At 69.1% G+C, this 13,467-nt stretch carries 14 protein-coding genes; all 14 read right to left on the bottom strand.

Annotation, left to right across the window (positions count from 1 at the left end; all coding sequences use genetic code 11):
• Nucleotides 1–134: 134 nt before the first annotated feature.
• Nucleotides 135–581 carry a DUF2550 domain-containing protein gene (locus ACX25U_RS11325; protein ID WP_454391160.1) on the bottom strand — a complete coding sequence of 149 codons (447 nt, stop codon included), beginning with the start codon at nucleotides 579–581 and terminating at the stop codon, nucleotides 135–137.
• 130 nt (nucleotides 582–711) lie between these two features.
• Nucleotides 712–1,086 (bottom strand): F0F1 ATP synthase subunit epsilon, encoded by a 375-nt coding sequence (locus ACX25U_RS11330; RefSeq protein WP_454391162.1) that lies wholly within the window; start codon nucleotides 1,084–1,086, stop codon nucleotides 712–714.
• Between the two features lie 110 nt (nucleotides 1,087–1,196).
• Entirely contained in the window at nucleotides 1,197–2,633 is a 1,437-nt protein-coding gene (gene atpD / locus ACX25U_RS11335; protein ID WP_454391164.1) for a F0F1 ATP synthase subunit beta, read from the bottom strand.
• Nucleotides 2,633–3,550 (bottom strand): F0F1 ATP synthase subunit gamma, encoded by a 918-nt coding sequence (locus tag ACX25U_RS11340; protein ID WP_454391166.1) that lies wholly within the window; start codon nucleotides 3,548–3,550, stop codon nucleotides 2,633–2,635. Before ACX25U_RS11340 ends, atpD begins: the two co-directional genes overlap by 1 nt.
• Before the next feature lie 21 nt (nucleotides 3,551–3,571).
• Nucleotides 3,572–5,164 (bottom strand): F0F1 ATP synthase subunit alpha, encoded by a 1,593-nt coding sequence (gene atpA / locus ACX25U_RS11345; RefSeq protein ID WP_454391168.1) that lies wholly within the window; start codon nucleotides 5,162–5,164, stop codon nucleotides 3,572–3,574.
• Nucleotides 5,165–5,303: 139 nt separating this feature from the next.
• Entirely contained in the window at nucleotides 5,304–6,119 is an 816-nt protein-coding gene (locus ACX25U_RS11350) for a F0F1 ATP synthase subunit delta (protein WP_454394209.1), read from the bottom strand.
• Between the two features lie 2 nt (nucleotides 6,120–6,121).
• Complete coding sequence (locus tag ACX25U_RS11355; RefSeq protein ID WP_454391169.1) at nucleotides 6,122–6,664, bottom strand: F0F1 ATP synthase subunit B; 543 nt, start codon at nucleotides 6,662–6,664, stop codon at nucleotides 6,122–6,124.
• 42 nt (nucleotides 6,665–6,706) lie between these two features.
• On the bottom strand, nucleotides 6,707–6,937 hold the full coding sequence (gene atpE, locus ACX25U_RS11360) for an ATP synthase F0 subunit C (protein WP_030672351.1): 231 nt from the start codon (nucleotides 6,935–6,937) through the stop codon (nucleotides 6,707–6,709).
• Nucleotides 6,938–7,011: 74 nt separating this feature from the next.
• Nucleotides 7,012–7,833, bottom strand: a complete 822-nt coding sequence (atpB, locus tag ACX25U_RS11365; protein WP_454391171.1) for a F0F1 ATP synthase subunit A — start codon at nucleotides 7,831–7,833, stop codon at nucleotides 7,012–7,014.
• A gap of 225 nt (nucleotides 7,834–8,058) precedes the next feature.
• The gene (locus tag ACX25U_RS11370; RefSeq protein ID WP_454391173.1) at nucleotides 8,059–8,505 is read right to left on the bottom strand and encodes a hypothetical protein; all 447 of its coding nucleotides are present in this window, start codon (nucleotides 8,503–8,505) and stop codon (nucleotides 8,059–8,061) included.
• A gap of 301 nt (nucleotides 8,506–8,806) precedes the next feature.
• Entirely contained in the window at nucleotides 8,807–10,153 is a 1,347-nt protein-coding gene (locus tag ACX25U_RS11375; RefSeq protein ID WP_454391175.1) for an MraY family glycosyltransferase, read from the bottom strand.
• Nucleotides 10,154–10,292: 139 nt separating this feature from the next.
• Entirely contained in the window at nucleotides 10,293–11,549 is a 1,257-nt protein-coding gene (locus tag ACX25U_RS11380) for a serine hydroxymethyltransferase (RefSeq protein ID WP_454391177.1), read from the bottom strand.
• Between the two features lie 584 nt (nucleotides 11,550–12,133).
• A complete protein-coding gene (locus tag ACX25U_RS11385) occupies nucleotides 12,134–12,766 on the bottom strand; it encodes an arsenate reductase/protein-tyrosine-phosphatase family protein (protein ID WP_454391178.1) in 633 nt (210 codons plus the stop codon).
• Nucleotides 12,763–13,410, bottom strand: a complete 648-nt coding sequence (locus tag ACX25U_RS11390) for an L-threonylcarbamoyladenylate synthase (RefSeq protein WP_454391179.1) — start codon at nucleotides 13,408–13,410, stop codon at nucleotides 12,763–12,765. Before ACX25U_RS11390 ends, ACX25U_RS11385 begins: the two co-directional genes overlap by 4 nt.
• Between the last annotated feature and the right edge of the window lie 57 nt (nucleotides 13,411–13,467).

Here is a 13,467-nt window from a genome sequence, read left to right on the forward strand (position 1 = left end):
ACAAGAAGACCGAAGCTCCCTCGGATCTCGTCCGGGGGAGCTTCCCCATGCCTTGCTGCTTACGCCACGTTCACCCTCCCCCAGCAGCCCCGCTGCCGGGGGTACCCCCATCCAGCGGGGCCCCGAACGTCGCTCTACGCGACGTTCACCCGCTGGCCGGGCGGGGCCGCCTCCAGCCAGGCCAGGAAGCCGGTCAGGGCGTCCTCGCTCATGGCGAGCTCCAGGCGGGTGCCGCGGTGCAGACAGGTGAGGATCATCGCGTCGGAGAGCAGGGCGAGCTCCTCCTCGCCCTCGGGGAGACGGCGGCCGGCCACCTCGATGGACGCGCGCTCCAGGGTGCGGCGCGGGCGGGGGGCGTAGGAGAAGACGCGGAACCACTCCACGCGGTCGCCGTTGTAGCGGGCGACGCCGTAGCCCCAGCCCTTGCCGCTGGTGTCGGGTTTCTCCGGTACGTCCCAGCGCAGGCTGCAGTCGAAGGTGCCGCCGGAGCGCTGGATCAGCCTGCGCCGCAGGCCGAAGACGAACAGTCCCACCACCACGAGCAAGACCACCAGCCCGCACACAGTCAGAGCGAGGAACATCGACACCGACCTCCTCGTCTCCTAGGTAATGGAACGGAAAAAACACCCACATTCACCTCAGCCGCGGCCGGTACCGGATTGCTCCGGTACCGGCCGCGGCTGAGTGACGTCATCGCACGGCTGGCTGGGTTCAGCTCGCCGTCGCCGCGCGCAGTCGGACCTCCGCACGGCGCTCGGCGTGTTCGTCGCCCTCCGCCTTCGCGCGCTGCAGCTCCCGCTCGGTGCGCTGGACGTCGATCTCGTCCGAGAGCTCGGCGATCTCCGCCAGCAGCGACAGCTTGTTGTCCGCGAAGGAGATGAAACCGCCGTGCACCGCGGCGATGACGGTCTCACCTTCACTCGTACGGATGGTCACCGGGCCCGACTCCAGCACACCGAGCAGCGGCTGGTGACCGGGCATGACGCCGATGTCGCCGGACGTGGTGCGCGCGACGACCAGGGTGGCCTCGCCAGACCAGACCTGGCGGTCGGCGGCGACCAGCTCGACGTGCAGCTCAGCAGCCAAGGGTGGCTCCTCGGGTCACCACCCGGCGGTAGTGCCGGGTGTTGGGGTCAATTCTAGAGGGCGTGGACGAGGGGGCGGGACGCACCCGCCCCCTCGGATGAGCACGTGGCTCAGGAGACGCCCAGCTCCTTCGCGTTCTTCTTCAGGTCCTCGAGACCACCGCACATGAAGAACGCCTGCTCCGGGAAGTGGTCGAACTCGCCGTCGCAGATCGCGTTGAACGCCGTGATCGACTCGTCCAGCGGCACGTCCGAGCCGTCCACACCGGTGAACTGCTTGGCGACGTGGGTGTTCTGGGACAGGAAGCGCTCCACGCGACGGGCACGGTGGACGACGAGCTTGTCCTCCTCGCCGAGCTCGTCGATACCGAGGATCGCGATGATGTCCTGGAGGTCCTTGTACTTCTGCAGGATCGTCTTCACGCGCATGGCCGCGTCGTAGTGGTCCTGCGCGATGTAGCGCGGGTCCAGGATCCGGGACGTGGAGTCCAGCGGGTCCACGGCCGGGTAGATGCCCTTCTCCGAGATCGGACGGGAGAGAACCGTCGTCGCGTCGAGGTGGGCGAAGGTGGTGGCCGGGGCCGGGTCGGTCAGGTCGTCGGCGGGGACGTAGATCGCCTGCATCGAGGTGATCGAGTGACCGCGGGTCGAGGTGATGCGCTCCTGGAGGAGACCCATCTCGTCGGCCAGGTTCGGCTGGTAACCCACCGCGGACGGCATGCGGCCGAGCAGGGTGGAGACCTCGGAGCCGGCCTGGGTGAAGCGGAAGATGTTGTCGATGAAGAACAGCACGTCCTGCTTCTGGACGTCGCGGAAGTACTCGGCCATGGTCAGGCCGGCCAGCGCGACGCGCAGACGGGTGCCCGGGGGCTCGTCCATCTGACCGAAGACCAGCGCGGTCTTGTCGATGACGCCCGACTCGGTCATCTCGTCGATGAGGTCGTTGCCCTCACGGGTGCGCTCACCGACACCGGCGAACACCGACACACCGTCGTGGTTGTTGGCGACGCGGTAGATCATCTCCTGGATGAGCACCGTCTTGCCGACGCCGGCGCCGCCGAACAGACCGATCTTGCCGCCCTTGACGTACGGGGTCAGCAGGTCGATGACCTTGACGCCGGTCTCGAACATCTCGGTCTTCGACTCGAGCTCGTCGAAGTTCGGCGCCTTGCGGTGGATCGGCCAGCGCTCGCCGTCGTACTCGGCGTCGACGTTCAGCACCTCACCGAGGGTGTTGAACACCTTGCCCTTGGTGAAGTCGCCGACCGGGACGGAGATGGCCGAGCCCGTGTCCGTCACCGGGGACTGGCGGACCAGACCGTCGGTGGGCTGCATGGAGATCGTGCGGACGATGCCGTCACCGAGGTGCTGGGCGACCTCGAGCGTCAGCGTCTTCTTCTCGCCCGCCTTCGCCGGGTCGGCGACCTCGACGTGAAGGGCGTTGTTAATGTCCGGCATCGCGTCGACGGGGAACTCCACGTCGACGACCGGGCCGATGACCCGCGCGACGCGGCCCGCCGCCGTGGCCGTCTCAACAGTGGTGGTCATTACTTGTCACTCCCCGCGGTCGCGTCGGCCAGGGCGCTCGCGCCACCGACGATCTCGCTGATTTCCTGGGTGATTTCGGCCTGGCGGGCCGCGTTGGCAAGACGGGCGAGGTTGTCGATCAGCTCACCCGCGTTGTCGGTGGCCGACTTCATCGCGCGCCGCGTGGCGGCGTGCTTCGAAGCGGCCGACTGGAGCAGCGCGTTGTAGATACGGCTCTCCACGTAGCGCGGCAGCAGCGCGTCGAGGACGTCCTCCGCCGACGGCTCGAAGTCGTACAGCGGAAGGATCTCGTCCTTCTTCGCCGCCTCCTCCGCGACCTCCTCGAGGCGCAGCGGCAGCAACCGGGAGTCGGTCGCCGTCTGCGTCATCATCGAGACGAACTCGGTGTAGACGATGTGGAGTTCGTCCACGCCGCCGTCCTCGGTGTCCTTCCCGATGGCCTCGATCAGCGGGGCCGCCACCGTCTTGGCGTCCCCGTACGAGGGCTCGTCGGTGAAGCCGCTCCACGACTCCGCGATCTTGCGCTCACGGAAGTTGTAGTGGGCGACCCCGCGCCGGCCGACGATGTACGCGTCGACCTGCTTGCCCTCGCCCTCGAGGCGCGCGGTCAGCTGCTCCGCGGCCTTGATGGCGTTGGAGTTGAAGGCGCCGGCCAGGCCGCGGTCGCTCGTGAGGAGCAGTACCGCGGCGCGGGTCGGGTTCTCCGCCTCCGTGGTCAGCGGGTGCTTGGTGTTGGACCCGGTGCCGACCGCCGTGACCGCGCGGGTCAGTTCCTGCGCGTACGGCGTGGAGGCCGACACCTTGCGCATCGCCTTGACGACGCGCGAGGCGGCGATCATCTCCATCGCCTTGGTGATCTTCTTGGTCGCGGTGACGGATCGGATGCGACGCTTGTAGACCCGGAGCTGGGCTCCCATGAGTCAGGTCCCTTCCTTACGTCACTTGGCGGCAGCGGCCGGGGTTTCCTCGCCGAGCAGCTTGCCGTCCGAGGTCTCGAACTGCTTCTTGAACTCGGCAACGGCGTCGTCGATCGCCTGGATGGTGTCGTCCGACATCTTGGCGCCCTCCTTGATGGAGGTCATCAGGCCCTGCTCCTTGCGGTGCAGGTACTCGAGGAGCTCCTTCTCGAAGCGGCGGATGTCGGCGACCGGCACGTCGTCCATACGGCCGTTGGTGCCGGCCCAGACGGAGACGACCTGGTCCTCGGTGGCCATCGGCTCGTACTGGTTCTGCTTCAGCAGCTCGACCATGCGCTGGCCGCGCTCCAGCTGGGCCTTGGAGGCCGCGTCCAGGTCGGAACCGAAGGCGGCGAACGCCTCCAGCTCACGGAACTGGGCGAGGTCCACACGGAGGCGGCCGGAGACCTGGCGCATCGCCTTGTGCTGGGCGGAACCACCGACTCGGGAGACGGAGATACCGACGTTCAGCGCGGGGCGCTGACCGGCGTTGAACAGGTCCGACTCCAGGAAGCACTGGCCGTCGGTGATGGAGATGACGTTGGTCGGGATGAACGCCGAGACGTCGTTGGCCTTGGTCTCGACGATCGGCAGACCGGTCATCGAACCGGCACCCATGTCGTCGGACAGCTTGGCGCAGCGCTCCAGCAGCCGGGAGTGCAGGTAGAAGACGTCGCCCGGGTAGGCCTCGCGGCCCGGCGGACGGCGCAGCAGCAGCGACACGGCGCGGTAGGCGTCGGCCTGCTTGGACAGGTCGTCGAAGATGATCAGGACGTGCTTGCCCTGGTACATCCAGTGCTGGCCGATGGCGGACCCGGTGTAGGGCGCCAGGTACTTGAAGCCGGCCGGGTCGGACGCCGGGGCGGCGACGATGGTCGTGTACTCCAGCGCGCCGTTCTCCTCCAGCGCGCGGCGGACCGACGCGATGGTGGAGCCCTTCTGGCCGATGGCGACGTAGATGCAGCGGACCTGCTTGTTCGGGTCGCCGGTGCGCCAGTTGTCGCGCTGGTTGATGATCGTGTCGACGGCGAGGGCGGTCTTGCCGGTACCGCGGTCGCCGATGATCAGCTGACGCTGACCGCGGCCGATCGGGGTCATGGCGTCGACGGCCTTGTAGCCGGTCTCCATCGGCTCGTGCACCGACTTGCGCTGCATGACCGTGGGGGCCTGCAGTTCGAGGGCGCGGCGGCCCTCGGTCTCGATCTCGCCGAGGCCGTCGATCGGGTTGCCGAGGGGGTCCACCACGCGGCCGAGGTAGCCCTCGCCCACGGCGACGGACAGGACCTCACCGGTGCGGGTGACCGGCTGGCCCTCCTCGATGCCGCTGAACTCACCGAGGACGATGGCACCGATCTCGCGCTCCTCGAGGTTGAGGGCGAGGCCGAGGGTGCCGTCCTCGAACTTCAGCAGCTCGTTGGCCATGGCCGAGGGCAGACCCTCGACCTTCGCGATGCCGTCGCCGGCAAGGGTGACCGTACCGACCTCCTCGCGCGAGGCCGCGTCCGGCTTGTACGACTGGACGAAGTTCTCCAGCGCGTCCCGGATCTCCTCCGGCCGGATCGTGAGCTCCGCCATCTGGGTTCCCTGCTCTCCTTGTTGGGCCCGAAGTTTCACTTGGGGGGTATTCCACGAGTTCGGGACTCCCCCCAATAAGAGGTGAATCCTCTGCACGGCCCAACCAGGGCCGTCGTGTACGTCTTGTGTTGAGTTGCTGCTAGCTCGCCATGCGGCGGGCGGCGTCTTCGAGCCGGTCCGCGAGGGAGCCGTTGATGACCTCGTCGCCGACCTGCACCCGGATGCCTCCGACGACCTCGGGGTCCACGTCGAGGTTGAGGTGCATCTGACGGCCGTAGAGCTTGGCGAGAGCGGCGCCGAGGCGCTGCTTCTGCCCGTCGCTCAGCGGGACCGCCGAGGTGACGACGGCGACCATGCGGTTGCGACGGTCGGCGGCGAGCTTGGCGAGGGACTCGAGTCCCGCTTCAAGGCTACGTCCCCGCGGCGCGGTCACAAGGCGCGTCACCAGACGCACCGTGGTCGCGTTGGCCCGGCCGCCGAGCAGCCGGTTCAGCAGCTCCGTCTTGGCCGACACGGTCGCGGCCCGGTCGGTCAGGGCCGCGCGCAGCCCGGTGTTCGAGGAGATGATCCGCCCGAAGCGGAACAGCTCGTCCTCGACGTCGTCGAGCGTGCCGGCCCGCTCCGCCGCGGTGAGGTCGGCGATGTTCGCCAGCTCCTCCAGCGCGTCCACCAGGTCGCGGGGCTGCGACCAGCGGGAGCGCACCAGGCCGGAGACCAGGTCCTCGGCGGTGCCGCCGATCTGGCCGCCCAGCAGGCGGTGCACCAGCGTGGCCTTGGCCTCGCCGGGCTGCGCCGGGTCGGTGAGGACCCGACGCAGACCGACCTCGCGGTGGAGCAGCGCGGTGACGGACGCCAGTTCCTCTGCGAGTCGTGCGACATCCACGGACGTGGAGTCCGTCAGCGCGTCGAGACGCTCACGTGCAGCGGTCAGAGCCTCACGGCTCGCTCCGTGCATGGTCATCGAGCGGCCTCGGCCTTCTCCTCGAGCTGGTCGAGGAAGCGGTCGATCACACGGCTCTGCCGGGCGTGGTCCTCGAGGGACTCACCGACGAGCTTGCCGGCCAGCTCGGTGGCCAGCTTGCCGACGTCCTGCCGGAGCGCGGACGCGGCGGCCTTGCGGTCGGCCTCGATCTGGGCGTGACCGGCGGCGACGATCTCCTCGCGCTGCCGCTGGCCCTCGGCCCGCATCTCGGCGATGAGCGTGGCGCCCTGCTCCTGCGCCTCCTGGCGCAGACGCGCGGCCTCGTGCCGGGCCTCGGCGAGCTGAGCCTTGTACTGCTCAAGGACGCTCTGGGCCTCGGTCTGCGCGGCCTCGGCCTTCTCGATACCGCCCTCGATGGCCTCGCGGCGCTCCTCCAGAACCTTGTTGATGTTCGGGAGGAGCTTCTTGGCGAGGAAACCGAAGACGATGACGAAGGCGAGCAGGCCGATGACAAGCTCGGGGATCGGCGGGACGAGCGGGTTCTCCGTCTCGGCCGCGATCGTGAGCAGCGGGCTCATGTTTCTGCCTTTCGTCTAGTCGGCTGGAAGTGGATCAGCTGATCACTTGCCGTAGACGAACGGCATGACCAGACCGATCAGGGCCAGCGCCTCACAGAAGGCGAAGCCGAGGATCTGGTTGGCACGGATCAGGCCGGCGGCCTCGGGCTGGCGGGCCAGGGCCTGGGTGCCGTTACCGAAGATGATGCCGACGCCGACGCCGGGGCCGATGGCAGCGAGGCCGTAACCGACGGAACCGAGCGAGCCGGAGACAGCGGCAAGGGTCTGGGACATGCCAGTTCTTCCTTTTCTTTACGGACCGGTGGGGGTTGGCCACCGGACGATCAGGGGGTTGCTCTACGGGGCGCTCAGTGGTGCTCGGCGAGCGCGCCCTGGATGTAGGTGCACGTCAGGAGCACGAAGACGTACGCCTGCAGTGCCTGGATGAAGAGCTCGAAGGCCGTCATCACGATCGTCATGATGAAGCTGACGCCGGCGTAGGCGATGCCGATGCCGTTGAGCAGGTACCAGCTGGCGATCGTGAAGAGCAGCAGCAGCGTGTGACCCGCGAACATGTTGGCGAAGAGTCGCACCGCGTGGGTGAAGGGCCGCACCAGCAGGTTCGAGAAGAACTCGATGAGCATGGCCAGCGGGAGCACCGCGCCCAGCGACTTGTCGTAGCCCGTCACGTTCTTGAAGAAGCCCACGAAACCGTGGCGCTTGAAGGTCAGCGAGACCCACAGCACGTAGACGATCAGAGCCATGACGGCCGGGTACGCGATGATCGAGGTGACCGGGAACTGGGCGACCGGGACGATCGACCAGAGGTTCATCATCCAGATGAAGAAGAACAGGGAGACGACGAGCGGGACGTACTTCTCGCCTTCCTTCTTGCCGATCGTCTCGTAGACGACCCCGCGCCGGATGAAGTCGTAGCCTGCCTCGGCGACCATCTGGAGCTTGCCCGGCACGACCTTCGGCCTGCGGAAGGCGGCCCAGAAGAAGCCGACGACGATGATCGAGCCGAGCAGCGCCAGCAGCATCGTCTTGTTGAAGTACACGTTGCTGTCCGCGTTGCCCCAGAGGGGCTCGAACAGGAACGAGTGCAGGCCGGGAGCCGGGAAGCCACAGTTGGCGAAGATGTGGCAGTCGGTCTCGAAGGCGAGCACCTGCGTCGGATCAGCACTCACCGCGGGCTCCTTCAGCGTGGCGCATAGGTACGGCAACCTCGTTGTGTCGGCGCGGCGCGGGGCCGCGGTTCGGCACGGGACTGGTGTTACGGATGTGGGGGCGGCTGGGGGGCATCTCGCCTCGCGTACGAACAGGCGTCAGCTCGGATGCCCGCGCCCGCGATGCCGCAGTTGGCACCGGACGATAGCAGGATCTCTCATGCGTCCTTATCCCGGCCCTACCACTCACGACGAGCGCTCCGTCTTGTCGGGCTTCCCACCGGCCGAAGACGTGGTCGAGTCGGGCTCGACGTAGAGGGTCTTGGACTTCATGTGGGCCCGCGTCTGCGCGGCGATCCATGCCAGCGTGGCGGCGAGCAGCGTGAAGGCGAAGGCCCTGGGGTTGAACAGCGTCGTGTCCTTGAACACGGCCAGGAAGACGAACAGCAGAAGGATCTGTGCCGTATAGAGCATCAGGCCCATCGCCTGGAAAAGCTGGGGAAGCGACTTGGCGACGCGCTGCAGGACGTAGAGGCCGAGCCCCATGAACAGGATCACGACCACGGTCGCGACGACCGCTCCGATCGCTCCCTTGCCGCCGGCGACCACACCGCTGATGACGGCGGCGACCGCGCCGACGGCTGCTGTGGGCACAGCGGCTTCGGCCAGGATCCGGGCGTCATTGGACGGCATGGCGGCAACTCCGCAAATCACAGGGGGCAGGGCGTCGTCATGGACGAGCGTAGTCCCGGCGTCGAGAGAGGGACCTCGGCCCCAAAGGACCTTTGCACTCAGGTCCTTCGACTCTGTCCGGGGTACTCGTGAACGGTATCACAAACTATTTGATGAGGTCTTTACCTGGTAGGTGTGCTTACCCTCACAAGTGAGTCCGACACCGCACGCCCGTGCAAAATCCAGGCCAATATGTCCCGTCCTGCCCGGATTCGCGACCCCACGAGTTGGCAACGCTTTAGTCAGATTCTTACCTTGGCCGTCAGCGTGACGTTCCCGCTTTGCGCTCTTCCAGAAGGCGCGAACGGGCGCCCAGCGCGGTCGCTCCGTTGACCCCGGCCACGCCGGCCCGGACCCGTACGCCGGAAGTCCCCGTGGCATCAGCCGTGGCAGGGGGCTCCACGGCCGCCGGCGTGGAGGCGTCCGGCGCCGTGGCCGGGCGCGGGCGCCGGTAGCGCGGCGGCACGAACTGCTCGGCCCAGCGCGGCGCACGCGGCGTGAAGCGCGGCAGCAGGAGCATCATCAGCCCGATGAAGCTGAGCAGGGCGGCACCCAGCACGATCCACATGGAGGCGGAGTTGACCGAGTAGGCCAGCGCCGCGAAGCCGATCAACGCCGACCAGAAGTACATGATCAGCACGGCCCGGCTGTGCGAGTGGCCGATCTCCAGCAGACGGTGGTGCAGATGGCCGCGGTCGGCGGCGAACGGCGACTGTCCGCGCCAGGTGCGCCGCACGATGGCCAGCACCAGGTCGGCGGCCGGGATGGCGATGATCGTCAGCGGCATCAGCAGCGGGATGTAGACCGGCACCATCTGGTGCACGGTGTTGCGCTCGGAGCCGGAGAACAGGTCCATCACGTCGGGGTCGATCTGCCCGGTCACCGACACCGCGCCCGCCGCCAGGACCAGGCCGATCAGCATGGACCCCGAGTCACCCATGAAGATCCGCGCGGGATGCATGTTGTGCGGCAGGAAGCCCAGGCACATACCCATCAGGACGACCGCGAAGAGGGTCGCGGGGGCGGCGGCCTCGATGTTGTAGCCGTACCACAGCCGGTAGGTGTACATGAAGAACGAGGCGGCCGCGATGCACACCATGCCGGCGGCCAGGCCGTCCAGTCCGTCGACGAAGTTGACCGCGTTGATCGTGATGACCACCAGCGCCACGGTGAGCAGCGTGCCCTGCCACTGAGTCAGCGCGACCGTGCCCACGCCCGGCACCGGCAGCCACAGGATCGTCAGACCCTGTACGACCATCACACCGGCCGCGATCATCTGGCCGCCCAGCTTGATCAGGGCGTCGATCTCGAACTTGTCGTCAAGGACGCCGATCAGCCAGATCAGGGCGGCGCCGGAGAGCAGCGCGCGTGGCTCGTTCGACTTGTCGAAGACCTCGCTGAGGTTGGTGAGGTGAGCGGCGACCAGCAGGCCCGCGCACATGCCGAAGAACATCGCGATCCCGCCGAGCCGGGGGGTGGGCTCCCGGTGCACGTCACGTGCCCGGATCTCCGGCATCGCCCCCGCCACGATCGCGAACTTGCGTACCGGCCCTGTCAGCAGATACGTCACCGCGGCCGTGATGCAGAGCGTCAGCAGGTATTCACGCACGGGCTTCCCCACAGGTCTCGCTGGCCATCTCAGCCTCACACCCTAGCGACGCAGGCATATGTATGGGGACTTCCGGGTAGCGACGTTGGTTGCACATGTGGCTGTGCACGGTTGTGTACGGCTTTGTGCGACCGTCCGCCTACCCCGTCTCGGCCGGGATACGGGAGTACGGCGGAAATTCACCGGTGAGCTCGCGCACGTCCTCACGCGCCCTCGCCCCGTCGAGTTCGCCGCGCAGCACTTTGCCGAACAGTACGGCGATCCGCTCCATCTCGCTCTGGCCCATGCCCTGGGTGGTCACCGCGGCGGTGCCCAGGCGCAGCCCACGGGCGCCGGCGTGCGGCAGGGCACAGCAGTCGAGGACGATCCCGGCGGCGGCCAGCCGCCCGCGCGCGGCGCGTCCGTCGACGCCGAGCGGCGCCGGGTCGGCGGTGATCAGGTGGGTGTCGGTGCCGCCGGTGGTGACGTTCAGGCCCTCGGCGGCCAGCCGGGCCGCGAGCACCCGTGCGTTGGCGACGACCTGGTGGGCGTAGGCGGCGAAGGCCGGGGTCGCGGCCTCGGCGAACGCGACGGCCTTCGCGGCGACGGTGTGCATCTGCGCGCCGCCCTGGGTGAAGGGGAAGACGGCGCGGTCGACCCGCTCGGCGAGTTCGCTGCCGCACAGGATCATGCCGCCGCGCGGGCCGCGCAGCACCTTGTGGGTGGTGGCGCACACCACGTCGGCGTACGGCACGGGACTGGGCGCCGCTCCCCCGGCCACCAGCCCCATGGGGTGGGCGGCGTCGGCGATCAGATAGGCGCCCACCTCGTCGGCGACCGTGCGGAAGAAGGCGTAGTCGATGTGGCGGGGGTAGGCGATCGACCCGCAGACGATCGCCTTGGGCCGGTGCGCGTGGGCGAGGGTACGCACCTGGAGGTGGTCGAGGAGCCCGCTCTCGGCGTCGACGCCGTAGCCGACGAAGTCGAACCAGCGGCCGGAGAAGTTCGCGGGCGAGCCGTGGGTGAGGTGGCCGCCGTGCGGCAGGCCGAGGGCGAGCACGGTGTCGCCGGGGCGCAGCAGCGCCGCGTAGGCGGCGAGGACCGCCGAAGAGCCCGAGTGCGCCTGGACGTTGGCGTGCTCGGCGCCGAACAGGGCCTTCGCTCGCTGTACGGCGAGGCGTTCGGCGACGTCGACCATCTCGCAGCCGCCGTGGTGCCGGGCGCCGGGGTAGCCCTCGGCGTACTTGTTCGCCAGCGCCGAGCCGAGCGCGGCCAGCACCGCCGGCGAGGTGAAGTTCTCGGCGGCGATCAGCTGCAGCGTCGTCGACTGCCTCTCCAGCTCCCCCAGCAGGATGTCGGCCAGTTCGGGGTCCTGCCGCCGCAGGACATCGGCCTCGAGAACGGGGATGACCGACATGACGCGCTCCGGGACGGTCGACGGTGACGTACGTCCAATGTAGGCCCGCCCCCATCACCCCGCGCGACCCTTACGCCGTCCCGGGCACGCCGCGAAACCCGGGCCTCACGAGGCCCGCGCGATCCTCGGACCGTCCCGGCGCACGGGGAAACCCGGGCTCGTGGGGCCCGCGCGATCCTCAGGCCGTCCCGGCACACGGGGAAACCCGGGCTCATGGGGCCCGCGCGACCCTGAGGCCGTCCCGGCAACCCCGGGAAACCACGGCCGCGTCGGGCCCGCGCGAATCTCAGGCCGTCCCGGCGCACGGGGAAGCCCGGGCTCATGGGGCCCGCGTGATCCTCAGGCCGTCCCGGCGCACGGGGAAACCACGGCCGCGTCGGGCCCGCGCGATCCTGGTGCCGTCCGGGTACGCCGTTGAGACCCAGGCCTTGGCAGGCCCGCGGGACTGCGGACGCGGGTCATGACGAGGCCGCAAGGGTTTCGGGGCGCTGTGAGGACGTAGTGCCGCGACAGACGGTCCCGTGAACCCGCAGGCCCACCGTCCTACCCCGTCACCGGCTGCTTCCGCGGAACCCCCGCCCCGCTCAAGCCCGCGCGGCCACCCCCGTCAGCGCCGTCACCACCGGATCCAGCGCCTGGTGTATCTCGTCGCCGATCGAGCGGAAGAAGGGCAGGGGGGCGCCGTAGGGGTCGTAGACCTCGTCCGCCTCGGCCGTGGGCGCCAGGAGCCACCCGCGTAGAGCGGCGGCGGCGCGGACCAGGGCGCGGGCGCGTTCGACCACGCCGCCCTCCAGGGGAGGGAGCGTGGCCGGGTCTATCGCCCGCACCAGGCGGGTGAACTCCTTGAGGGTGAAGGTGCGCAGGCCCGCCGAGTGGCCCATGGAGATGACCTGGGCGCGGTGGTCACGGGTGGCGGTCAGCACGAGGTCGGCCATGATCACGTGCTCGTCGAGGAGTTCGCGGCCCACGAAGCCGGAGGCGTCCGCGCCGAAGTCGGCCAGCACGGTCTCCGCGTTGGTCTCCATCGGCGCGCCCTCGTGGCCCCAGGTGCCCGCGCTCTCCACGATCAGCCCACCGCCCCGGAGATCCCCGAGCCGGTCCGCCAGGAAGTGCCGGGTCAGCCGCTCGGTGATGGGCGAGCGGCACACGTTGCCGGTGCTGACGTGGAGGATGCGGAAGGTGTCGCCTATGCCGCGCCCCGCTTCGGGCGCCGTCAATTCGCCACCTCGAGGTCGGGTACGACCTTCCGCAGCTCCTCCGGGGACAGGGCGCCCTCGCGCAGCAGCACGGGCACCCGGCCGGTGACGTCGACGATGGAGGACGGCACGTTGCCGGGGGTCGGGCCGCCGTCGAGGTAGACGGAGACGGAGTCGCCGAGCATCTCCTGCGCGGCGTCGCAGTTCTCCGGCGCGGGGTGGCCGGTCAGGTTCGCCGAGGAGACGGCCATCGGGCCGACCTCGGTGAGCAGTTCGATGGCGACCGGGTGCAGCGGCATCCGCACGGCGACCGTGCCCCGGGTGTCCCCCAGGTCCCACTGCAGGGACGGCTGGTGCCGGGCGACCAGCGTCAGCGCGCCCGGCCAGAAGGCGTCCACGAGTTCCCAGGCCATCTCGGAGAAGTCCGTGACCAGCCCGTGCAGGGTGTTCGGGGAGCCGATGAGGACGGGAGTGGGCATGTTGCGCCCCCGGCCCTTGGCCGCGAGCAGGTCGGCCACGGCCTCGGAGGAGAACGCGTCGGCGCCGATGCCGTAGACGGTGTCCGTGGGCAGCACCACGAGCTCGCCCCGGCGGACGGCGGACGCGGCTTCGCGCAGGCCCGTCGCGCGGTCGGTGGCGTCGTTGGTGTCGTATCGCCGTGCCATGGTCAGCGGGCCTCCTCGTACACGTACTGCTGGGTTGAAGTCCTGATGGTGGGCTGC

It is taken from the genome of Streptomyces sp. JNUCC 63, assembly GCF_054366325.1.